This is a genomic window from Streptococcus sp. OMI870 (assembly GCF_047460295.1).
In the GTDB taxonomy this organism is placed as follows: Bacteria; Bacillota; Bacilli; order Lactobacillales; family Streptococcaceae; genus Streptococcus.
Genome location: NZ_JASHGM010000001.1, coordinates 731853 through 753577, shown reverse-complemented (window position 1 = coordinate 753577; position 21725 = coordinate 731853). Strand labels below are relative to the sequence as shown.

The following is a 21725-nucleotide window of genomic DNA, read 5'->3' as shown; positions in this document are numbered from 1 at the left end:
AGAACCTATCAGCAAAACATTGTATAAAGCAGTAAAGCATGATAACTGAGAAAGAGACAGGGAACAAAGGGAATCCGGTCTCTTTCTTTTTTGAGGGCAAAAACGAGGATCCCTAAGATAGATGCGATCTGAATGAGAAAGAGGATCTTGCTTGGGGAAAAGGTCAGCGAAAAGGTGGCTAGTAAGAGAAAATCCCCTGCCCCCATTCCGATAAAGAAAAAGTGAGCCCCTAGCGCAAGGAGTAAAAAGACTAGCATGAGGAGATTGCCACCTGAGAAAAGGAGAACCAGGGCATGGAGGCAGCACCAGATGACCACGGGGTATTCCAGAAAACGAAGGTCGTATATGCCTAAGATAGCAGCCCCCAGTAGTGTTAGAAGTTGAGACAGAGAAAGGTGGCTGTTGGCACAGGCTAAAAAGAGAAGACCGCTCCAGACCTCAAAAATGCAGTACCAAACAGGATAGGTCTGATGACAATAGCGACAACGAAAACGGTGGATGAGTTGTGAGATGATAGGGATGAGGTCCCAAATTCCAAGGACATGCTGACAATGGTCGCAATGACTGCGAGGGGCGAGGATGGATTGGTTGGGAAAGCGATCGACAACTAGTCCCAAAAAAGAGGCGATGCAAGTACCAATGGTAAAAAAATAAAAGTTGATCATACTTATTTATTCGTAAACCAATCGAAAAATTTCCTCATTTACTTGAAAATCTTGTAAAGCCTTTCTAAATTTGATACAATAATGAACATGAAAAACCTGTATGATGTTCAACAATTTTTAAAACGTTTTGGAATCATCATTTATGTGGGGAAGCGCCTCTATGACATCGAATTGATGAAAATTGAGCTTCAACGTCTTTATGATGCTGGCCTGATGGAACGGCTCGATTATATAGAAGCTGAAACTGTTTTAAGAAGAGAGCACAAGCAAGAATTAGAATTTTTGAAAAAGAGTGAGGTAGAGTAATGGGAAATATCATTTTTTGGTTGGTTGTTTTAGGATTGTTTGGATGGATGGCCTTTAATTATTTCCGCATCCGTAAAGCTGCCAAATTTGTGGACAATGCAGAGTTTGAAGAGCTCATTCGTCAAGGGCAGTTGATTGACCTGCGAGAGCCAGCTGAGTTTCATGCTAAGCATATTTTAGGAGCGCGCAACATTCCTTCTACTCAGTTGAAGTTGAGTCTTGCTGCCTTGCGCAAGGACAAACCGATTTTGCTTTATGAGAATAGTCGGAGTTCTCGTGTGACCAACGCAGCTCTCTATCTTAAGAAACAGGGCTATACAGACATCTATGTCTTGTCTTATGGTCTTGACTCTTGGAACGGAAAAGTGAAAAAAGACGCTTAATAAAAGAGAGTGGAACAGAAATCGGTAATTCGTTAGAATTCGATTTCGTCGTCCCACCTCCGAAAAGTTGAGTAGGGCTATAAAAGCTGATGAAACCAGCGTAGTAGAGCCCACTCAACCACTGCGTCTTATTCGACAATCCAAAAACAATTAAGAGGCTAGGACTTTTGTCCTAGCCTCTTTTATCTCGTTTTTTCAAGGTAGTCTTTGATCCAAGCAAGTTCAATGTCATTAAGAAGTCGACTTTCACCAGGAGCTAACTGAGGATCCAAGGTGAAAGGACCAAAAGACAAGCGTTTTAAGGTCATCACTTTGACCCCGATGGCTAAGAACATTTTTTTCACTTGGTGGTATTTTCCTTCTGAGATTTGGACTTGGGCCTTGCTGTAGTTGGAACGACTCTCTAGGATAGTTAAGGAAGCAGGTTTGCAGATGGGGCCGTCTGTGAAGGTAATGCCGTCCTGAAATTGCTCAATGTGAGTTGTAAGGAGTGGACCGTTGACTTCTACCTCATAGACTTTCTCCACATGGTATTGAGGATGGAGCAGTTGAAAACCTAAAGGACCATTATCTGTGATCAGGAGCAAGCCACTGGTATCGCGATCGAGGCGACCAAGCGGATAAAGATCTGGGTACTCTTGTTGGGGATCTACTAGTTCGATCACCGTTGGATGGTGGGCATCTCTTTTGGCAGTCACTGCCCCGATTGGTTTATGGAGCATGTAGTAGTGGTGACGCGGTTCCTGAATGAGCCGTTCCCCTATTTGAATCTCTTGGAGTCCAGGGTCGATGTTTTGTGACAGTTTTTTAGCTGGTAGGTGATCGACCAAGATTTGCCTTCGGGCCAGAAGTTGTTTGATGTCTTTGCGAGCGTACTGATGGTCTGCCATCAATTGATCTAATCTCATGGGAGCCTCTTTTTCTGAAATTCTTATCATCAGTGTATCATGAAAAGAAAAGGAAATCGAGTCGGAGAAAAGAAATGAGGATGAAAACATTTACAACTAGCTGAACTGTGTTTTTTAAACGGGACTGTGGTATAATTGTTCAGTTAGAAATATTATTTAAAATTATATAGAGGAAATCATGACAAAATTAAGAGAAGATATTCGTAACGTTGCGATCATTGCCCACGTTGACCACGGAAAAACAACCTTGGTAGACGAATTGTTGAAACAATCGCATACCTTGGATGAACGCAAAGAATTGCAAGAACGTGCAATGGACTCAAACGATATTGAAAAAGAGCGCGGAATTACGATCCTTGCGAAGAATACCGCCGTTGCTTATGACGGAACTCGCATCAATATCATGGATACTCCAGGACACGCGGACTTCGGTGGAGAAGTGGAACGGATCATGAAAATGGTCGATGGTGTTGTTTTAGTCGTAGATGCCTACGAAGGAACCATGCCACAGACTCGTTTCGTATTGAAAAAAGCCTTGGAACAAGATTTGGTTCCAATCGTTGTGGTGAATAAAATCGACAAGCCATCTGCTCGTCCAGCAGAAGTAGTGGATGAAGTCTTGGAACTCTTTATCGAGCTTGGTGCGGATGATGACCAGCTTGATTTCCCGGTTGTTTATGCATCTGCGATCAATGGAACCTCTTCACTTTCAGATGATCCAGCAGATCAAGAAAAAACCATGGCACCGATCTTTGATACCATTATCGACCACATTCCTGCTCCAGTTGATAACTCAGATGAACCCCTTCAATTCCAAGTGTCTCTTCTTGACTACAATGACTTTGTAGGTCGTATTGGTATCGGACGTATCTTCCGTGGTACTGTAAAAGTCGGGGACCAAGTAACCCTTTCTAAATTGGATGGAACGACTAAGAACTTCCGTGTTACCAAACTCTTTGGTTTCTTTGGCTTGGAACGACGTGAAATTCAAGAAGCTAAAGCGGGTGACTTGATCGCTATTTCTGGTATGGAAGATATCTTCGTTGGAGAAACGATCACACCGACAGATGCAGTTGAAGCTCTTCCAATCCTTCACATCGATGAACCAACGCTTCAAATGACCTTCTTGGTCAACAACTCACCATTTGCTGGTCGCGAAGGAAAATGGGTGACCTCTCGTAAAGTTGAAGAACGCTTGCAAGCGGAATTGCAAACAGACGTATCTCTTCGTGTTGACCCAACAGATTCACCAGATAAATGGACGGTTTCAGGACGTGGGGAATTGCACTTGTCTATCCTAATCGAAACTATGCGTCGTGAAGGGTACGAATTGCAAGTATCTCGTCCAGAAGTTATCATCAAGGAAATCGATGGTGTCAAATGTGAACCATTTGAGCGCGTGCAAATCGATACACCAGAAGAATACCAAGGATCTGTTATCCAAAGCCTTTCTGAACGTAAAGGTGAAATGTTGGATATGGTAGCTACTGGAAATGGTCAAACTCGTTTAGTCTTCCTTGTTCCAGCGCGTGGTTTGATTGGCTACTCAACAGAGTTCTTGTCAATGACACGTGGTTACGGAATCATGAACCACACCTTCGACCAATACTTGCCAGTGATTCCAGGTGAAATCGGTGGTCGTCACCGTGGTGCTCTTGTTTCGATCGATAACGGGAAAGCAACCACATACTCTATCATGTCCATCGAAGAACGTGGTACCATCTTTGTCAACCCAGGTACAGAAGTTTACGAAGGAATGATCATTGGGGAAAACTCTCGTGAGAATGACTTGACGGTGAACATCACGAAAGCGAAACAAATGACCAACGTTCGTTCAGCGACCAAAGACCAAACAGCGGTTATCAAGACTCCTCGTATCTTGACTTTGGAAGAATCTCTTGAGTTCTTGAACGACGATGAGTATATGGAAGTAACACCAGAATCCATCCGTTTGCGTAAACAAATTTTGAATAAAGCAGAACGCGAAAAAGCAAATAAAAAGAAAAAATCAGCTGCAGCTGAATAATACGAAAAGAAAGGAGAAACAAAATGGTCTATTTTATCTTAGGGATTTTGATTCTCCTTTTTTACCTTTTTATGACCCCAAAAAGTATTCGTGGCACCTTGAACAGTGTCACCATGGTGGTCTTGATCGTCTCAATTATTGTTTTAACTTGTCTGGCCATTTTTCAGATCTTCCAACTACCGTCTGAGTTTTTTGTCGGCGCCTTTCTGGCCTTTGTTGGCTATCTGGCTTTGGTAGATATTTCCAGAATGACAACCAAACAGAAAAAATAAACAGTGACGTGATTTTTAAAGCCCTTTGGGCTTTTTAATTTTGCTAAAAAAAGGTAAAATAGAGGGTGATAAAAATGGAGCGACAAAAATATGAAATTTGTGAAACAATTTGAAAATAAAAAGGTTCTTGTATTAGGTTTGGCCAAATCGGGTGAGTCAGCAGCCCGTTTGTTGGATCAGCTAGGAGCGATTGTGACCGTCAATGATGGCAAACCCTTTGAAGAAAACCCAGCAGCTCAAAGTTTACTAGAAGAAGGAATTAAAGTCGTGACAGGAGGCCACCCTCTGGAGTTGTTGGATGAAGACTTTGCGCTTATGGTCAAGAATCCAGGTATTCCTTATTCAAACCCGATGGTTGAAAAAGCGCTGGAAAAAGGCATCCCAGTCCTTACTGAAGTGGAATTAGCTTACTTGGTTTCAGATGCGCCGATCATTGGGATTACAGGATCAAATGGAAAAACGACGACGACAACCATGATCGGTGAAGTCTTGACAGCTGCCGGACAAGGCGGTCTATTGTCTGGAAATATTGGTTTTCCAGCTAGTCAAGTTGCACAAACAGCGACAGAAAAGGAAGTCTTGGTCATGGAATTGTCTTCTTTCCAATTGATGGGGATTGAAGTTTTCCATCCGGAGATTGCAGTGATTACCAACCTCATGCCAACCCATATCGACTATCATGGTTCTTTCGAACATTATGTAGCTGCCAAATGGAATCTTCAAAAGAATATGACAGAAAAAGATGTCATTGTCTTGAACTTCAACCAGGACCTGGCCAAGGAACTTGCTACAAAAACCAAGGCAAGGGTCCTTCCATTTTCAACGGTCGAAAAAGTGGATGGGGCCTATTTGGAAGATGGACTTCTCAAGTTTAAGGGAGAAGTTGTTATGCGCGCGGATGAGATCGGCGTTCCAGGTAGTCACAATGTAGAGAATGCCTTGGCAACGATTGCTGTTGCAAAAGTCCGTGGAGTGGAGAATGAAGTCATTAAAGAAACCTTGTCAGCCTTTGGGGGTGTCAAACACCGTCTTCAATATGTGGATGAAATTCAAGGTGTTAAATTCTACAATGATAGTAAATCGACCAATAGTTTAGCCACACAAAAAGCTCTTTCTGGTTTTGATAACAGCAAGGTTATCTTGATTGCAGGAGGGCTCGATCGTGGCAATGAGTTCGATGACTTAGTGCCTCACATTGCTGGTCTAAAAGAAATGGTGATTCTAGGGGAATCAGCTCCTCGAGTGAAACGCGCAGCCGATAAAGCAGGCGTCCCTTATGTCGATGCAGCAGATGTGGCAGATGCGACAAAGAAGGCCTTCGAGTTGGCCAGTCCTGGAGATGTTGTCCTATTAAGTCCTGCCAACGCCAGCTGGGATATGTATCCGAATTTTGAAGTGCGTGGGGATGAATTCCTTGCTACAGTAAAAGGGTTTAAATAAGATGAAAAAAATAATGTTTACAGGCGGAGGAACAGTGGGCCATGTGACCCTTAATCTCCTCTTGATTCCAAAATTTATCGAAGATGGTTGGGAAGTCCATTACATAGGCGACAAAAAAGGAATTGAGTACCAAGAAATCAAGAAGTCTGGCTTAGACGTGCGCTTCCATTCAATTGCAACGGGGAAATTGCGCCGCTATTTCTCTTTCCAAAATATGATGGATGTGTTCAAGGTGGCTTGGGGAACGCTCCAGTCCATAGCAATCCTGCTTCGTGTGCGTCCACAAGTTCTCTTCTCCAAAGGGGGATTTGTCTCGGTTCCACCAGTGATCGCAGCCCGACTCACGCGTGTTCCTGTCTATATCCATGAGTCCGATCTTTCTATGGGATTGGCCAATAAAATAGCCTATAAATTCGCTACCAAGATGTACACGACTTTTGAGCAAGCTCATGGTTTAACAAAGAGTGCGCATATCGGTGCGGTCACTAAGGTTACAGATCAGAAGCCGGCAACTTCGGATCTACTGGATGAGAAAACAAAAGGATTCCGGCAAGAGTTACCAACCCTTCTATTTGTTGGAGGATCAGCAGGTGCGCGTGTCTTCAATGAATTTGTGACAGAACATCAAGCAGAGCTTTTACAGCACTACAATATCATTAATTTGACGGGAGATCCTACTTTGAATCAAGCAGAAGGGGGTCTGTATCGAGTGGATTATGTAACCGATCAGTACTTACCAATGCTCCAAAAGGCGGATTTAGTGGTGACAAGAGGCGGAGCCAATACCCTATTTGAACTCTTGGCCATGAATAAACTCCATTTGATTGTACCGCTAGGAAAAGGAGCCAGCCGTGGAGATCAGCTTGAAAATGCCCAATATTTTGTGGATAAAGGCTATGCAGAACAACTGCAAGAAGATCAATTAACACTTAAGACCTTTAACGAAACCATTCAAGAAATGTTGAAGCAGAGTCAAGTCTACCATCAAGCGATGGAAAAATCGACAGAACTCTTGTCACTGGACGATTTTTATGGCCTGCTTCAAAAGGATATCAGTAAGGGAAAAAATGACTGAGGACAATAAAAAAACACCCAAGGAAGACAAGATTACAGAATTGTCAGCCTGGCAAAAAAGAAACAAAGAATATTTAGAAAAAAAAGCCCTAGAAAAAGTCGAGGAGGCTGAAACAGAAGAGCTGGAAAGCGAAGAAGTTGCAGAACTTTTAGAGCAAGATGTGGATTCCGCGACAGAGGATGATCTAGAAGAATCAGATGTGGAAATTGAATCTGAGCCTGAAACAGGGCCAGCATCAGAAGGTTCTGAATCAGAAGGTTCAGATGCTGAAATGCCTGATTCGGCTGTAGAGGACCTAGATATTCCAGAAGAGCAGGGGAAAAAGACTTCCTTTTTCAATCGTTTGAAAAGGAATAAACCGAAGAAGGAACCTACGGTTGCAAAACGGCATCTCTATCGTGCTCTTCCTGTTATCGGGATCAGCTCAATCGTAGCTCTAGTCTCGATCTATTTTCTAAGTCCCTTGTCTACACAGAAAGTGATTGAATTTTCAGGGAACAAAGCTGTTGACCAGCAAAAATTGTATGAAAAAAGTCGCATCAAAGAAGAAGATTATACTCTTACGACCTTCCTTCATAAGTCGGTCTATGAACAGAATATGAAAACAACTAGTCCATGGATCAAAGAGGTTCACATGCATTATCAATTCCCTGTGACCTTTAAAGTCAATGTGACAGAACACAAAGTGGTGGCCTATTATGTGACGGGAGAAGATCACTATCCAGTATTGGAAAATGGGGAAGTAGTAGAGGCAGTAACACCTGCTTCAGAATTACCATCCTCTTATATCAGTTTGAAATTTTCAGATCGGGAATTGGTTAGACAGTTTGTTCAACAAATGAAATCCATTTCGTCTTCGATTAAGGATAAAATTGTATCGGTTGATTTGACACCGAGCAAGGTCACGAAAGATCTGATAACCATTACCATGAAAAATGATAATAAAATCTTGGTTCCGGTTTCCCAAATTACCCGTAAGTTGCCTTACTATAAGACAATCAGTAAGCAATTGGACGATGATTCAACGATCGATATGGAAGCTGGAGTTTTCAGCTATAGTGAACAATCCATTGCAGATGCCAAAGAGCAAGCTGAAAAAGAAAAGGCTGAAAGTACAGAAAATCAAGCTGAGCATTCTGAGGAAGCGGCCCAAGAGCAGAATGTAGAACAGAATACAGAGGGAGAAAATTCTTCTGGAAATGTGGAAACCCCATAAATTATCTCAAATAATTGTAGAAAAAATATCCATTTTAGGCTTCTTTGTGTTATAATGAAGTTTGGATAGTTCCAACTAAAAGGGCTATAAATAGATGTAAAGTGAAAACAAAAAAAGAGAGAGGACTGGTGTAATGGCTAGAGACGGCTTTTTTACAGGTTTAGATATCGGTACTAGTTCAATAAAAGTATTGGTGGCAGAACATGTCAATGGAGAAATGAATGTAATTGGAGTCAGCAATGCAAAAAGTGCTGGCGTCAAAGATGGAATTATAGTAGATATCGAAGCTGCTTCAAATGCAATTAAAAATGCAATCAGCCAAGCTGAAGAAAAAGCAGGGATTTCAATCAATCTAGTCAATGTTGGGTTGCCTGCAAACTTACTACAAATTGAAGCAACTCAAGGAATGATTCCAGTCACAAGTGATTCGAAAGAAATCACAGATGCAGATGTTGAAAATGTTGTCAAATCTGCTCTTACAAAAAGTATGACACCAGATCGTGAAGTGATCACCTTTATTCCTGAAGAATTCACAGTAGATGGTTTCCAAGGAATTCGCGATCCACGTGGAATGATGGGAATCCGACTTGAAATGCGTGGTCTTCTTTACACAGGACCTCGTACAATCTTGCACAATTTGCGTAAAACGGTTGAACGTGCAGGTTTACAAGTTGAAAACATCATCATTTCCCCACTTGCTATGATCAAAACAGTCTTGAACGAAGGCGAACGTGAATTCGGAGCAACTGTGATTGATATGGGTGGTGGCCAAACAACAGTAGCATCTGTTCGTAGCCAAGAACTTCAATTTACAAATATCTACCAAGAAGGTGGCGATTACGTTACCAAAGATATTTCTAAAGTATTGAAGACTTCTCAAAAATTGGCAGAAGGATTGAAGTTCAACTACGGAGAAGCCTATGTGCCATCTGCTGGAAACGAAGTATTCCATGTAGAAGTCATTGGTGAAGTAGAGCCAGTTGAAGTGACTGAGAAGTACTTAGCTGAAATCATTTCAGCACGTATCAAACACATCTTTGAGCAAATCAAGCAAGATCTTGAGAGAAGACATTTATTAGATCTTCCTGGTGGTATTGTCATTATCGGTGGAGGTGCGATCCTTCCGGGTGTTGAAGAATTGGCTCAAGAAGTCTTTGGTGTAAATGTGAAATTGTTTGTTCCAAATCAAATTGGAATTCGCAATCCAGCTTTTGCCCATGTGATTAGTTTGTCTGAATATGCAGGCAATTTGACAGATGTGGATATTATTGCTCAAGCTGCGGTTCATGGAGACGAAGTCTTGCGTCAACAACCGATTCAATTTGATCGTCCAGTGCAACCACAAGTACAACCACAACCTGCTGCTCCAGCACAACCGGTAGTACCTGCGTACAATGCTGAGAAGATTGAATCTCCAGTAGATGCTCAAGAAATTCCAGTAGCAAGCAATGATCAGAAACAAGAACCCAAAACTACATTCACAGACCGAATGAAAAATTTGATCGGTAATATGTTTGATTAAGGAGTGTAAGTATTTATGACATTTTCATTTGACACAGCAGCGGCACAAGGTGCAATTATTAAAGTAATCGGTGTCGGTGGTGGTGGCGGTAACGCCATCAATCGTATGATTGACGAAGGGGTAGCCGGTGTAGAATTCATCGCTGCCAATACAGATGTTCAAGCACTTTCAAGTGCAAAAGCTGAAACAGTTATCCAATTGGGTCCAAAATTGACTCGTGGATTGGGTGCCGGAGGTCAACCTGAAGTTGGTCGTAAGGCAGCAGAAGAAAGCGAAGAAGTTTTAACGGAAGCTTTGCAAGGTGCAGATATGGTCTTCATCACTGCAGGAATGGGTGGAGGATCTGGTACAGGTGCTGCACCAGTTATTGCTCGCATTGCTAAAGCAGTTGGTGCTTTGACAGTAGCCGTTGTGACTCGTCCATTTGGGTTTGAAGGTTCCAAACGAGGAAACTACGCAATTGAAGGGATCAATGAACTTCGCGAGCATGTGGATACTTTGTTGATTATTTCTAACAACAACTTGCTTGAAATTGTGGACAAGAAGACACCACTTCTTGAAGCTTTGAGTGAAGCAGATAACGTTCTTCGTCAAGGTGTTCAAGGGATCACTGACTTGATCACAAGCCCAGGCTTGATCAACCTTGACTTCGCAGACGTGAAGACTGTGATGGAAAACAAAGGAAATGCCCTTATGGGTATCGGTGTTGGTAGCGGAGAAGAGCGTGTGATTGAAGCGGCTCGTAAGGCTATTTACTCTCCACTTCTTGAAACAACCATCGACGGTGCAGAAGATGTGATTGTCAACGTTACTGGTGGTTTGGATATGACCTTGATCGAAGCTGAAGAAGCTTCAGAAATTGTGAACCAAGCTGCAGGTCACGGAGTGAACATCTGGTTGGGTACCTCTATCGATGAAACCCTTAAAGATGAAATCCGCGTAACCGTTGTTGCAACAGGTGTCCGTCAAGATAAAGTAGAACGTGTTAGCGGTATTGCTTCTTCACATCGTCCTTATAAAACAGGACCTCGTGAACAACGTCCACAAGCTGCACCATTTGACCGTGAATTTGATCTGAAACAAGATGTTGAATTGCCAACAACTCCAAGTCGTCCAGCGGTAGAACCAAACCGTGGTTCAGCCTTTGGTGATTGGGATATTCGTCGAGAGAATATCGTTCGCCAAACTGAACCAACATCAACACATCAAGTTGATCGTTATGTAGACTCATCTTCAGATGATGATGAATTGGAAACACCTCCATTCTTCCGGAATCGTTAATCATGAATCTGGAACAGAATGCTGATCTTGTACGGCAACAAGTAGAAACAGCAAGAAACAAAGCACACCGCCAAGATCAAGTCAATGTGATAGCTGTCACCAAATATGTGGATGTTGCAACAACAGAAGCATTGGTCAAAACAGGTATTCAAGATATCGGTGAAAATCGTGTTGATAAATTCCTAGAAAAGTATCAAGCTCTAAAAGAGTACAATCTCACTTGGCACTTGATTGGGAGCCTCCAACGACGGAAAGTAAAAGATGTGATTAATCTCGTTGATTATTTTCATGCCTTGGATTCGGTGAAGCTAGCTCAAGAAATTCAAAAGCGAGCAGAGCACCCAATCAAGTGTTTCCTCCAGGTGAATATTTCTGGTGAAGAAAGTAAACATGGATTTGCACCCGATGAACTGGATGATGTTTTAGCGGAAATCGCACAGCTGGACAAAATTGAAATTGTTGGTTTAATGACGATGGCTCCTTTTGAGGCTAGTCAAGAAGAGTTGCAAGATATTTTTTCAAAAACTCACCAACTTCAGAAACAACTAGAAAAGAAACAATTAAAAAATATGCCTTTTTCAGAACTAAGTATGGGTATGAGTCGTGACTTTGAAGTAGCCATTGCGAACGGAGCGACTTTTGTTAGAATTGGGACATCATTTTTTAAATAGGAAAGAACTATGTCATTAAAAGATAAATTTAACAACTTTATTGACTACTTCACAGAAGACGGTGAAGAAGTAGAAGTTCGGGAGGCAAAAGCAGCTGGGGCGGAAACGCAACCAGTTCCACAGCCTCAACCGACTCCTCAAGTGACTTCTCCACGTCCACAGCTTAGTCAAAAAGAACCAGTAAAACCAAAATCAACTCCTGTTGCACCTGTTACAACTCCTGTATCAACAGTAGCTGTGAAGGAACCTGTTTCAACAACGAAAAATACATCTGAAAATATTACTCGCTTGCATGAACGCCAACGTGAATTGGCTGCTAAGCGTGCTAATACTGATGAAAAGATTACGATCGATGTTCGCTATCCCCGCAAATACGAGGAAGCGACTGAAATTGTTGATCTATTACTATCTAATGAGAGTATCTTGATTGATTTCCAATATATGACAGAAGTACAAGCACGTCGTTGTTTGGATTATTTGGATGGTGCTCGTTATGTTTTAGCAGGAAATCTTCGTCGTGTTGCAAGTACCATGTACTTGTTGACTCCAATTAACGTGGTCGTTAATGTTGAAGATATTCGCCTTCCAAATGATGTGGAAGTGACAGAATTTGATTATGATATGAAACGCAATCGTTAAGATGATCTTTTTTCAATATCTATCAAACATCATTCAAATCTACTCTTTTATTCTTGTCATCTATGCCCTGCTTTCTTGGTTTCCAGGTGCACCTCAGAGTACACTTGGACAAATGGTTCACCGATTAGTTGAACCATTTTTGAGCCTTTTTAGAAAGTTACCTTTGCAGGTTGGTGGCCTTGATTTTACGGTTCTGGTAGCCCTCTTGGTTTTGAATGGATTAAACCAGTTGCTATGGCGACTATTTCTACAACTGATTGGGTAGATACAGATGGGACAGAAAGACATTTACCAACATTTCAACCGTGATGATCATGAATTTATTGATCGTTGCATTGAATTGTCCGAAAGAGTGATCGAGCGGTATTCTGTTGAGGTCACAGGATTTTTAAATCCTCACCAGGTGGCTATTTTACGAAATGTTGCTAGTAGCTATCAGTTACAAGTGTTTGCTTCTAGCGATGAGCAAAAAATGGAATATGCCAAAGTCATTGTGGCTCCGGACTATTACCAATTGGATCCTAATGATTTTGATCTGGCTTTATTGGAAATGGTCTATGCGTCAAAATTTCATCACTTGACGCATTCTCAAGTGTTGGGGACCATTGTTCATCAATTAGGAGTGGAGCGCAAGTCTTTTGGAGACATTTTGACGAGCGATGGGAAGATCCAAGTATTTGTAGAACGGCGCTTTGTTCCTTATTTTATGGACCATATCCAGAAAATTTCGCGAGTGCCTGTTAAGCTAAAGGAAGTTCCGCTATCTCAACAACTTGTCATAGAAGAGGACAGCCAGCACCGAGATATTCTCGTGTCGAGTTTTCGACTAGACAAAGTGATTGCTGCAACCTTTAAGCTTTCACGTTCTCAGGCCAGCCAACTGATTAGCTCTGGTCTAGTGAAAGTTAACTATGCAACAACTACCAATAGTAGCTATGCTGTAGGTCTGAATGATTTAGTCAGTGTCCGACGCTTTGGGCGTCTTAAAATGGTTTCTGAAAATGGTATTTCAAAGAGTGGAAAATATAAAGTAACTGTTGAAGTACTCTTAAGTAAAAAATAAGGAGGAGTTATGGCTCTTACTGCTTTAGAAATTAAAGATAAAAAATTTGGCGTTAAATTTAGAGGTTATGATGCGAACGAAGTTGAAGAATTTCTGAATATCGTTGTTAGCGATTATGAAGATCTTGTTCGTTTGAATCATGATCAAAAAGCAAAAATTCAAGCTCTTGAAGAACGCCTAAACTATTTCGATGAAATGAAAGATTCATTGAGCCAATCTGTTTTGATTGCGCAAGATACTGCTGAACGTGTAAAACATGCAGCAAATGAACGCTCAGAAACGATCGTTCGTCAAGCGGAGCAAGATGCACAACACCTAGTTGATGAAGCAAAACAAAAAGCAAATGAAATTCTTCGCCATGCAACCGATAATGCAAAGAAAGTTGCCGTTGAAACAGAAGAATTGAAGAACAAGACACGCGTCTTCCATCAACGTTTGAAATCAACTATCGAGAGTCAATTGAGCATTATTGACACGCCTGAATGGGATGAAATTCTTCGTCCAACAGCCATGTATATTCAAACTAGCGATGAAGCTTTCCGTGAAATTGTTGAAAAAGCATTGGGTGAGTCTGTTCATCATCATGCAGAAGATGATAACATTGACTTGACGCGTCAATTTACTCCGGCTGAAATCGAAGAATTACAAAAACGCATTGAAGCAGCTAACTTAGAATTGGGTGCTACACAAGCGTTTGAAGGTTTGAATGAAAAAGTTCAATCTGCCTTAGAAGAAGCAGAAAAAAGTCATGTAGAAGAAGATTCTATTGATGATCTTGTTGTAGAATCTCCTCAAGTTGCTAATATCGATGATCCAGAAGTGGAAGAACAACGGGAATCTGTTTCAATTTTATAATCTGTAAAAACAGTGATCTTATCAAATAGTTTTAGCGAGCAGGTGATGGTGGAAGACCTGTACTTCCTTTGATAGGATTGATCCTTTTACAAATCTTAGTGGTGAAACGAGTAACCACTAACGCTGGTCAGCGTTAGCGACAAAAGAGGAGAAAGAGAGGATTCTCTTTCTTGAATGAAGGTGGTACCACGACTTGTCGTCCTTTTTGGCGAGGTCGTGGTCTTTTATTTTGTATGATTATTTTTTATAGGAGACTCCATGAAACTCAAAGAGACTTTGAATTTAGGTAAGACAGAATTCCCAATGCGGGCAGGTCTTCCCACAAAAGAACCAGTATGGCAAAAAGAATGGGATGAAGCAAAGCTTTACCAACGCCGTCAAGAATTGAACCAAGGAAAACCTCATTTCACCTTGCATGATGGCCCTCCGTATGCCAACGGAAATATCCACGTAGGACATGCCATGAACAAGATTTCAAAAGATATCATTGTTCGTTCTAAATCTATGTCAGGATTCTACGCACCTTATATCCCAGGTTGGGATACACACGGTTTGCCAATCGAGCAAGTCTTGGCCAAACAAGGTGTTAAACGGAAAGAAATGGACTTGGTTGAGTACTTAAAGCTTTGCCGTGAATACGCTCTTTCTCAAGTCGATAAACAACGCGAAGACTTTAAACGTTTGGGTGTTTCAGGTGACTGGGAAAATCCTTATGTAACCTTGACTCCTGACTATGAAGCAGCGCAAATCCGCGTCTTCGGTGAAATGGCTAACAAGGGCTATATCTACCGTGGAGCCAAGCCTGTTTATTGGTCTTGGTCATCTGAGTCAGCCCTTGCCGAAGCGGAAATTGAATACCATGACTTGGTATCAACTTCACTTTACTATGCCAACAAGGTTAAAGATGGCAAAGGTGTCCTAGACACTGATACTTACATTGTTGTTTGGACAACAACTCCATTTACCATCACGGCTTCTCGTGGGTTGACTGTTGGTGCAGATATTGATTATGTCTTGCTGCAACCAGCTGGCGAAGCTCGTAAGTTTGTGGTCGCTTCAGAATTGTTGAGCAGTTTGTCTGAAAAATTTGGCTGGGCAGATGTTCAAGTGTTGGCTACTTACCGTGGTTCAGAATTGAATCACATCGTGACAGAGCACCCATGGGATACAGCAGTAGATGAACTCGTTATCCTTGGTGACCATGTTACAACAGACTCCGGTACAGGTATCGTCCATACAGCCCCTGGTTTTGGTGAGGATGACTACAATGTCGGTATTGCAAACGGACTTGAAGTTGCTGTAACTGTCAACGAACGCGGGATCATGATGGCCAACGCAGGTGAGGAATTTGAAGGTCAATTCTACGACAAGGTTGTGCCAACGGTTATTGAAAAACTTGGTGATTTACTTCTTGCTCAAGAAGAAATCTCTCACTCCTACCCATTTGACTGGCGTACGAAAAAACCAATCATCTGGCGTGCAGTGCCTCAATGGTTTGCCTCTGTATCTAAATTCCGCCAAGAAATCTTGGACGAAATTGAAAAAGTCAAGTTCCACTCAGAGTGGGGTAAAGTTCGTCTTTACAACATGATCCGTGACCGTGGTGACTGGGTGATTTCTCGTCAACGTGCTTGGGGTGTGCCACTTCCAATCTTCTATGCAGAAGACGGAACACCAATCATGACAGCTGAAACTATCGAGCATGTAGCTCAACTCTTTGAAGAACATGGTTCCATCATCTGGTGGGAACGGGATGCCAAAGACCTCTTGCCAGAAGGATTTACCCATCCAGGTTCACCAAATGGTGAGTTCAAGAAAGAGACAGACATCATGGATGTATGGTTCGACTCTGGTTCATCATGGAATGGTGTCGTGGTTAATCGCCCCGAACTTAAATATCCAGCAGACCTCTACCTAGAAGGTTCAGACCAATACCGTGGTTGGTTCAACTCATCTCTCATCACATCTGTGGCTAATCATGGTGTTGCACCATACAAACAAATCTTGTCGCAAGGTTTTGCTTTGGACGGTAAAGGTGAGAAGATGTCTAAATCTCTTGGAAACACCATTGCTCCAAGCGATGTCGAAAAACAATTTGGTGCGGAAATCTTGCGTCTCTGGGTAACCAGTGTAGACTCAAGTAACGACGTACGGATCTCGATGGATATCTTGAGTCAAGTTTCTGAAACTTACCGTAAGATCCGTAATACCCTTCGTTTCTTGATTGCCAACACATCTGACTTTAACCCAGCTGAGGATGCAGTCGCTTACGAAGAACTTCGTTCTGTTGATAAGTACATGACCATCCGCTTTAACCAACTTGTCAAAACTATTCGTGATGCTTATGCTAACTTTGAATTTTTGACCATCTACAAAGCCCTAGTGAACTTTATCAATGTTGATTTGTCTGCCTTCTACCTTGACTTTGCCAAAGATGTTGTTTACATCGAAGGAGCTAAGTCACTAGAACGCCGTCAAATGCAAACTGTCTTCTATGATATTTTGGTGAAAATCACCAAACTCTTGACACCAATTCTTCCTCACACTGCTGAAGAAATTTGGTCCTATCTTGAGTTTGAAGCAGAAGACTTTGTTCAATTGTCAGAATTACCTGAAGCTCAAACATTTGCGAATCAAGAGGAAATCTTGGATGCCTGGTCAGCCTTCATGGACTTCCGTGGACAAGCTCAAAAAGCCTTGGAAGAAGCTCGTAATGAAAAAGTGATCGGTAAATCTCTTGAAGCTCATTTGACAGTTTATCCTAATGAAGTAGTGAAGACTCTTCTTGGGGCAGTAGATAGTAATGTTGCTCAACTCTTGATTGTATCAGAATTGACCATTGCAGAAGGTCCAGCTCCAGAAGGTGCAGTGGCCTTTGAAGATGTAGCCTTCACAGTTGAACGGGCAGCTGGTGAAGTTTGTGACCGTTGCCGTCGTATCGATCCAAGTACAGCAGAACGTAGCTACCATGCAACCATCTGTGACCACTGTGCAAGCATCGTTGAAGAGAACTTTGCAAACGCAGTAGCAGAAGGCTTTGAAGCCAAATAATAAGAAGTGAAAAATCGCAGGGAGAGAGTCTCCTTGCGACTTTTCAATAAAGAGGAAGTTATGTGGGACCAGAAAGAATTTAAGGAACTAGAACTAAAAGAATTTTATGAGATCGTTCAGCTGCGATTAGAGACCTTTGTCGTGGAACAAACTAGGATCTACAATGATCTAGATGATGTTGATTATCGATCTATCCATCTTTTTCATCAAAATAGGGAAGGGCGTGTGGATGCCTATGCGCGCATCTTTGAAAAGGAGGTGACGATTCATTTTGGCCGAGTGGCTGTTGCCAAAGATAGTCGTGGCCAAGGACTGGGAAAAGACATGGTAGAGCAGATTTTGAACCTGTGTGAACAGAGATTTCCTGGACGGACCATTGAAATTGAGGCTCAAGAGCAGGTGGTCGGCTTGTATGAAAAGTTAGGTTTTCAAACGGTGAGCGAACCCTTTATCTTGGCTTCTACCCCTCACGTAAAAATGATCTATCAGAAATAAAGAATCCTTTCATCTCATGATTGAGGTGAAAGGTTTTTTTGGAAAAAGATACTAAAGAAAAAAGTAAGGTAGAAGCACCTTACTTAGCAATTGGGAAAGAAATTTCGATCAGTTTATCAGAATAGAGGGTCTTAATAGCAGATTGGTCAATGAGTTGAAGATTGATCTTACGTTTTAAAAAGAACTCACGAATTTTTTCAACTTCGTTTTCACGAATAGCTCGGTGTTTGTTGCTGATCAACAATTCGTAGTGGGTTGGGGCTTGTGTAAAAATAACATCAGTATTGCCAGCGGAATAAACCTCGACAAGCAAGGCGTCAGTACTAGCAAGTTGATTTTTAACCAAGGTAGCATGACTATTGGTGGTATTAATGAGCTTCATATGAGTTCCTCCTGACCTCTATCTTCATTTATTATAGCACTTTTTTTTATTTTGTGAAAGAATTCCTTTAGTTTTTATGGGCAATTTTCCACTGTTCAATGCCCCATTTATGGCTTCCTCGTTTAAGTTTTTCAATAGCTTCCTCTACTGGGAACCAAGAGAGATTGTTAAAATCTTCCAGTGGTTTTTGAGCTTCTGTGTAGTCAACGACTTCATAAATATAGGCAGGATTATAGTAGTAGGTATCGCGGTGGCGAGAATAGAAGTACTCGTCTGCTTGGCCATAGTATTGACCTAAGATAGCAGTAAAGCCTAATTCTTCAATCAGTTCCCGTTTAAGAGCTTGCAGGTGATCTTCTCCCTTTTCGATTTCGCCACCTGGTAAGAACCAGGCCCCGTTAGGAGCTTGTACGAGAATGATCTGATCTCTATCTTTATTAGGAATAACAGCGTAGACACCATAGCGATGGACGTAGGTCACATCATTTTTCTTTTCACCAAAACTTGGAATGGTCATGGTTTTCTCTTTTCTTGTTTTTTTGATCATTATATCATATTTTTTAGCAAAAATCTGGAGAGAAAAAAGAATGAGACTGGATTTTTCAGCCTCATTCTTTCATAATTTGGATGATTATTCTTCTGTCTTTTCAACTGTCTTAGAAACCGATTTAATACTAATATTTCCATTGCTGGTCATAACGGCCTTGAGTTGTTTCTCACTTGGATGTTCCAAGTAAAAATCAGTAATAGTATCTTCGATATGGTCTTGAATGGTGCGACGGAGTGGGCGCGCCCCCATTTTAGGATCGTAACCCAGATCGACTAGTTTTTCTTTGACTTTATCTGTTACATCTAAATGGATCTCATTTTGTGCAAGACGTTGGTTGACTTCATCCAGCATAAGGGTAACGATTTGAAGCAGATTTTCTTTTGATAGAGGTTGGAATTCAATGATCCCATCAAAACGGTTCATGAATTCAGGGCTAAAGAAGTTACCGAGTTCTCCAAGAACAGAGTTGGTTCGCCCTTCGCGAGCTGCTCCAAAGCCAACATTGGCTTCAGCCTTGCCGGTTCCAGCATTAGAGGTCATGATGATAATGGTATCTTTAAAGCTAACCGTACGGCCTTGACCATCTGTCAAACGACCATCATCCAAGACTTGCAGGAACATGTGCATAACATCTGGATGGGCTTTTTCAACTTCATCTAGCAAAACGAGAGAGTATGGATTGCGACGAACTTTTTCAGTCAGTTGTCCAGCTTCATCGTAGCCAACATAGCCTGGAGGTGCTCCGACTAGTTTTGCCACGCTGTGTTTTTCCATGTATTCGCTCATATCAAAGCGGATCATATTATCTGCAGAGCCAAAGAGTTCAATCGCCAATTGTTTTGACAATTCGGTCTTCCCGACACCGGTTGGTCCGACAAAAAGGAAGCTTCCGATGGGACGATTTGGTGATCCAAGACCGACACGATTGCGTCGAATAGCTTTTGCGATTTTATCCACTGCGTCATCTTGGCCGATAACATGGGCTTTTAAATCAGAAGCTAGATTGATCAATTGGGACTGCTCTTTTTCTTTCAAATCACCAACAGGAATATTGGTCTTTTGTTCAACGATATGTTCAATGGTTTTTTCGCTGATGACAGGAGTCTCCTGATCAGTAACCTGTTGTCCTTGCATTTCCTTGTATTTTGCAATCTGGTCACGGAAGTAAGCGGCTTTTTCAAAATCTTCTTCGCGCGTCGCCTGGGCTTTAAGATTTTCTGCTTCAACCAAGCGCTGGTCGATGACTTTAGGGTCGATAAAATTCAGGGTCAAATTCATCTTAGAGCCGGCTTCGTCCAAGAGGTCAATGGCCTTGTCTGGCAAGAAGCGGTCTTGGATATAGCGATTGGAAAGAAGCGCCGCAGCTTCGATTGCACCATCGGTGTAGTGGACGTGGTGGTAGTCTTCGTATTTCTTTTGGATGCCTTTGAGGATGGTGATGGTTTCTTCCACCGTTGGTTCATCGACCTTAACGGGTTGCATCCGGCGTTCAAGGGCTGCATCCTTTTCGATAATTCGGTATTCATTGAGGGTAGTCGCACCGACTAATTGCAATTCGCCACGAGCGAGGGCTGGTTTGAGGATATTTCCAGCATCCATATTACCGTCTCCAGCAGATCCAGCACCGACAATTTCATGGATCTCATCGATAAACAAAATCACATCTTCCCGGCGACGGATTTCCTCCATCAATTGTTGCATGCGCTCTTCAAATTGGCCCCGGATACCAGTTCCTTGAACCAGGCTGACAACGTCTAAGCGAATAACTTCCTTGCCTTGCAATTTGTGAGGAACATCACCATCGACGATTTTTTGGGCCAAGCCTTCTACAACAGCAGTTTTTCCGACCCCAGGTTCTCCAATCAGAACCGGATTGTTCTTGGTTCGACGGTTGAGGATTTCGATGACACGGATAATTTCTTCATCACGGCCGATGACAGGGTCAATATCCCCTTTGCGGGCAATCTCTGTGACATTGATTCCAAACTCTTCTAAAAGCCCTTTTGGCTTTTGAGGACGGGCTTGACGAGGGTCTTGACCGCCACCACGGTTATTGTTTTGGCCGTAGCCGCCACCTCCATAATTTCCTCCAGATTGAGTTGGAGGTGTTTGGGGTTCTTGCGGACTTTGGAAGTTTCCAAGGTTATTAAAGAAATCTTCGAAAGGGTCTCCAGTCAGTTGACTCCGTTGGGTCATGCCTTTCAAGAAGCTGTTATTTGGGTCTGTTTTCATAATTTTATAGCAATTTTGACAGAGGTCTACTTGTTGCTGACGTCCATTTACATTTGTATATAAATGGATGGTTGATTCATTTATTTTACAATTTTGACAAAGCATATACATACCTCACAGTAGGGTTTTGATGGTCTTCCATCAAGAGAATAGCCTATTTTTAAAAGGTCAAAAATAGTCAAAGATTTATAGTTTCATTATATCAGTATTCTAGAAGTTTGCAAGAATTTGCTACGGATTGATGCTGAAGAATGGATAAGAAAGTAAATCGATGGAAAAATGTGAATTTTTATTGGAAGAGCTTTCTCTTTTATGATAAAATAGAGGAGTAGAAAGTAAAGAGGAGAAATAAAATGGAATCACATTTAGTACGGATTATCAACCGTTTGGAGACGATGACAAAAGACGGTGGAAACTTAAAACGTAATTTTGAACGTGACGGTGTTGTTGTCGCGGAAGTAGCATACAATCACAATGAAGAAGAAGGTTCAACCTTTACCCTTCGTGATGTTGAAGCACGTGAAACCTATACCTTTGATAGCATTGATTTAATTGCAATGGAAATTTATGAATTGCTTTACTAAGCAGGTTAGTGGATGAGTTTGGGGTGGTCTCAAGCTCATTTTTTGTCTACCTGGCTATAGTTTTCGTCTATAGGAAATTCTAAATAGGAACAGTTAGGTTTGAGAGATG

Annotated in this window: 22 protein-coding genes and 1 other annotated feature; of the genes, 17 read left to right on the top strand and 5 right to left on the bottom strand. The window is 41.9% G+C overall.

Going from position 1 to position 21725, the window contains the following annotated elements; genetic code table 11:
* Window positions 1-8 precede the first annotated feature (8 nt).
* Window positions 9-665 (bottom strand): prepilin peptidase, encoded by a 657-nt coding sequence (locus QM968_RS03790; protein ID WP_414382374.1) that lies wholly within the window; start codon window positions 663-665, stop codon window positions 9-11.
* Between the two features lie 87 nt (window positions 666-752).
* Between QM968_RS03790 and QM968_RS03785 the strand changes: the two genes are divergently transcribed.
* Both QM968_RS03785 and QM968_RS03780 read left to right on the top strand, forming a co-directional pair.
* Window positions 753-971: a YqgQ family protein gene (locus QM968_RS03785; RefSeq protein ID WP_037614205.1), complete on the top strand. Its 219-nt coding sequence runs from the start codon at window positions 753-755 to the stop codon at window positions 969-971.
* Window positions 971-1354 carry a rhodanese-like domain-containing protein gene (locus QM968_RS03780; protein ID WP_009732389.1) on the top strand — a complete coding sequence of 128 codons (384 nt, stop codon included), beginning with the start codon at window positions 971-973 and terminating at the stop codon, window positions 1352-1354. The genes QM968_RS03785 and QM968_RS03780 overlap by 1 nt, the downstream gene beginning before the upstream one ends.
* A gap of 182 nt (window positions 1355-1536) precedes the next feature.
* On the opposite strand, the gene QM968_RS03775 is transcribed toward QM968_RS03780, so the two are convergent.
* Window positions 1537-2262 carry a 16S rRNA pseudouridine(516) synthase gene (locus tag QM968_RS03775; RefSeq protein WP_414382368.1) on the bottom strand — a complete coding sequence of 242 codons (726 nt, stop codon included), beginning with the start codon at window positions 2260-2262 and terminating at the stop codon, window positions 1537-1539.
* Between the two features lie 178 nt (window positions 2263-2440).
* On the opposite strand from QM968_RS03775, the gene typA reads away from it, so the two are divergent.
* The 14 genes from typA to QM968_RS03705 all read left to right on the top strand — a co-directional run bounded on the left by typA (window position 2441) and on the right by QM968_RS03705 (window position 17868).
* Complete coding sequence (gene typA, locus QM968_RS03770; protein WP_414382365.1) at window positions 2441-4288, top strand: translational GTPase TypA; 1848 nt, start codon at window positions 2441-2443, stop codon at window positions 4286-4288.
* 23 nt (window positions 4289-4311) lie between these two features.
* Window positions 4312-4560, top strand: coding sequence for a DUF3165 family protein (locus tag QM968_RS03765; RefSeq protein WP_009732392.1), 249 nt, complete (start codon window positions 4312-4314; stop codon window positions 4558-4560).
* 90 nt (window positions 4561-4650) lie between these two features.
* The gene (murD, locus tag QM968_RS03760; protein ID WP_414382363.1) at window positions 4651-6000 is read left to right on the top strand and encodes a UDP-N-acetylmuramoyl-L-alanine--D-glutamate ligase; all 1350 of its coding nucleotides are present in this window, start codon (window positions 4651-4653) and stop codon (window positions 5998-6000) included.
* 1 nt (window position 6001) lies between these two features.
* On the top strand, window positions 6002-7075 hold the full coding sequence (locus tag QM968_RS03755) for a UDP-N-acetylglucosamine--N-acetylmuramyl-(pentapeptide) pyrophosphoryl-undecaprenol N-acetylglucosamine transferase (RefSeq protein WP_414325049.1): 1074 nt from the start codon (window positions 6002-6004) through the stop codon (window positions 7073-7075).
* Complete coding sequence (locus QM968_RS03750; RefSeq protein ID WP_414382360.1) at window positions 7068-8291, top strand: cell division protein FtsQ/DivIB; 1224 nt, start codon at window positions 7068-7070, stop codon at window positions 8289-8291. The genes QM968_RS03755 and QM968_RS03750 overlap by 8 nt, the downstream gene beginning before the upstream one ends.
* Window positions 8292-8424: 133 nt before the next feature.
* Window positions 8425-9813, top strand: coding sequence for a cell division protein FtsA (ftsA, locus tag QM968_RS03745; RefSeq protein WP_009732396.1), 1389 nt, complete (start codon window positions 8425-8427; stop codon window positions 9811-9813).
* Between the two features lie 15 nt (window positions 9814-9828).
* On the top strand, window positions 9829-11094 hold the full coding sequence (ftsZ, locus tag QM968_RS03740) for a cell division protein FtsZ (protein ID WP_414382357.1): 1266 nt from the start codon (window positions 9829-9831) through the stop codon (window positions 11092-11094).
* 2 nt (window positions 11095-11096) lie between these two features.
* Window positions 11097-11765, top strand: a complete 669-nt coding sequence (locus tag QM968_RS03735) for a YggS family pyridoxal phosphate-dependent enzyme (RefSeq protein WP_009732398.1) — start codon at window positions 11097-11099, stop codon at window positions 11763-11765.
* Window positions 11766-11774: 9 nt separating this feature from the next.
* Window positions 11775-12404 (top strand): cell division protein SepF, encoded by a 630-nt coding sequence (locus tag QM968_RS03730; RefSeq protein ID WP_414382354.1) that lies wholly within the window; start codon window positions 11775-11777, stop codon window positions 12402-12404.
* 1 nt (window position 12405) lies between these two features.
* Entirely contained in the window at window positions 12406-12669 is a 264-nt protein-coding gene (locus QM968_RS03725; protein WP_037614209.1) for a YggT family protein, read from the top strand.
* A 6-nt stretch (window positions 12670-12675) separates the two neighbouring features.
* The gene (locus tag QM968_RS03720) at window positions 12676-13467 is read left to right on the top strand and encodes an RNA-binding protein (protein WP_414325055.1); all 792 of its coding nucleotides are present in this window, start codon (window positions 12676-12678) and stop codon (window positions 13465-13467) included.
* A gap of 9 nt (window positions 13468-13476) precedes the next feature.
* Complete coding sequence (locus QM968_RS03715) at window positions 13477-14322, top strand: DivIVA domain-containing protein (RefSeq protein WP_414382351.1); 846 nt, start codon at window positions 13477-13479, stop codon at window positions 14320-14322.
* Window positions 14313-14529: a binding site (T-box leader), on the top strand. (Overlaps the previous gene by 10 nt.)
* 51 nt (window positions 14530-14580) lie before the next feature.
* Complete coding sequence (gene ileS / locus QM968_RS03710; RefSeq protein ID WP_414382348.1) at window positions 14581-17373, top strand: isoleucine--tRNA ligase; 2793 nt, start codon at window positions 14581-14583, stop codon at window positions 17371-17373.
* Between the two features lie 60 nt (window positions 17374-17433).
* Entirely contained in the window at window positions 17434-17868 is a 435-nt protein-coding gene (locus tag QM968_RS03705) for a GNAT family N-acetyltransferase (protein ID WP_414382346.1), read from the top strand.
* A 79-nt stretch (window positions 17869-17947) separates the two neighbouring features.
* Here QM968_RS03705 and QM968_RS03700 read toward each other — a convergent pair whose 3' ends face one another.
* The 3 genes from QM968_RS03700 to QM968_RS03690 form a co-directional block, all read right to left on the bottom strand.
* Complete coding sequence (locus tag QM968_RS03700) at window positions 17948-18250, bottom strand: DUF1827 family protein (protein ID WP_009732405.1); 303 nt, start codon at window positions 18248-18250, stop codon at window positions 17948-17950.
* Window positions 18251-18317: 67 nt separating this feature from the next.
* Window positions 18318-18767 (bottom strand): NUDIX hydrolase, encoded by a 450-nt coding sequence (locus QM968_RS03695; protein ID WP_009732406.1) that lies wholly within the window; start codon window positions 18765-18767, stop codon window positions 18318-18320.
* Between the two features lie 114 nt (window positions 18768-18881).
* On the bottom strand, window positions 18882-21137 hold the full coding sequence (locus tag QM968_RS03690) for an AAA family ATPase (RefSeq protein WP_414382343.1): 2256 nt from the start codon (window positions 21135-21137) through the stop codon (window positions 18882-18884).
* Between the two features lie 248 nt (window positions 21138-21385).
* Between QM968_RS03690 and QM968_RS03685 the strand changes: the two genes are divergently transcribed.
* Window positions 21386-21616 (top strand): DUF1797 family protein, encoded by a 231-nt coding sequence (locus QM968_RS03685; RefSeq protein WP_003005989.1) that lies wholly within the window; start codon window positions 21386-21388, stop codon window positions 21614-21616.
* The last annotated feature ends 109 nt before the right edge of the window (window positions 21617-21725 follow it).

What these genes read in the sequence shown, in the direction of transcription:
- QM968_RS03765 (WP_009732392.1), top strand. Translation starts at nt 4,312, where the DNA reads ATGGTCTATTTTATCTTAGGGATTTTGATTCTCCTTTTTTACCTTTTT.
- QM968_RS03735 (WP_009732398.1), top strand. Translation starts at nt 11,097, where the DNA reads ATGAATCTGGAACAGAATGCTGATCTTGTACGGCAACAAGTAGAAACA.
- QM968_RS03690 (WP_414382343.1), bottom strand. Translation starts at nt 21,137, where the DNA reads ATGCTTTGTCAAAATTGTAAAATAAATGAATCAACCATCCATTTATAT.
- QM968_RS03780 (WP_009732389.1), top strand. Translation starts at nt 971, where the DNA reads ATGGGAAATATCATTTTTTGGTTGGTTGTTTTAGGATTGTTTGGATGG.
- QM968_RS03705 (WP_414382346.1), top strand. Translation starts at nt 17,434, where the DNA reads ATGTGGGACCAGAAAGAATTTAAGGAACTAGAACTAAAAGAATTTTAT.
- QM968_RS03715 (WP_414382351.1), top strand. Translation starts at nt 13,477, where the DNA reads ATGGCTCTTACTGCTTTAGAAATTAAAGATAAAAAATTTGGCGTTAAA.
- QM968_RS03685 (WP_003005989.1), top strand. Translation starts at nt 21,386, where the DNA reads ATGGAATCACATTTAGTACGGATTATCAACCGTTTGGAGACGATGACA.
- QM968_RS03790 (WP_414382374.1), bottom strand. Translation starts at nt 665, where the DNA reads ATGATCAACTTTTATTTTTTTACCATTGGTACTTGCATCGCCTCTTTT.
- ftsA (WP_009732396.1), top strand. Translation starts at nt 8,425, where the DNA reads ATGGCTAGAGACGGCTTTTTTACAGGTTTAGATATCGGTACTAGTTCA.
- typA (WP_414382365.1), top strand. Translation starts at nt 2,441, where the DNA reads ATGACAAAATTAAGAGAAGATATTCGTAACGTTGCGATCATTGCCCAC.
- QM968_RS03700 (WP_009732405.1), bottom strand. Translation starts at nt 18,250, where the DNA reads ATGAAGCTCATTAATACCACCAATAGTCATGCTACCTTGGTTAAAAAT.
- QM968_RS03730 (WP_414382354.1), top strand. Translation starts at nt 11,775, where the DNA reads ATGTCATTAAAAGATAAATTTAACAACTTTATTGACTACTTCACAGAA.
- QM968_RS03725 (WP_037614209.1), top strand. Translation starts at nt 12,406, where the DNA reads ATGATCTTTTTTCAATATCTATCAAACATCATTCAAATCTACTCTTTT.
- QM968_RS03775 (WP_414382368.1), bottom strand. Translation starts at nt 2,262, where the DNA reads ATGAGATTAGATCAATTGATGGCAGACCATCAGTACGCTCGCAAAGAC.
- ileS (WP_414382348.1), top strand. Translation starts at nt 14,581, where the DNA reads ATGAAACTCAAAGAGACTTTGAATTTAGGTAAGACAGAATTCCCAATG.
- QM968_RS03750 (WP_414382360.1), top strand. Translation starts at nt 7,068, where the DNA reads ATGACTGAGGACAATAAAAAAACACCCAAGGAAGACAAGATTACAGAA.
- QM968_RS03720 (WP_414325055.1), top strand. Translation starts at nt 12,676, where the DNA reads ATGGGACAGAAAGACATTTACCAACATTTCAACCGTGATGATCATGAA.
- QM968_RS03695 (WP_009732406.1), bottom strand. Translation starts at nt 18,767, where the DNA reads ATGACCATTCCAAGTTTTGGTGAAAAGAAAAATGATGTGACCTACGTC.
- ftsZ (WP_414382357.1), top strand. Translation starts at nt 9,829, where the DNA reads ATGACATTTTCATTTGACACAGCAGCGGCACAAGGTGCAATTATTAAA.
- murD (WP_414382363.1), top strand. Translation starts at nt 4,651, where the DNA reads ATGAAATTTGTGAAACAATTTGAAAATAAAAAGGTTCTTGTATTAGGT.
- QM968_RS03755 (WP_414325049.1), top strand. Translation starts at nt 6,002, where the DNA reads ATGAAAAAAATAATGTTTACAGGCGGAGGAACAGTGGGCCATGTGACC.
- QM968_RS03785 (WP_037614205.1), top strand. Translation starts at nt 753, where the DNA reads ATGAAAAACCTGTATGATGTTCAACAATTTTTAAAACGTTTTGGAATC.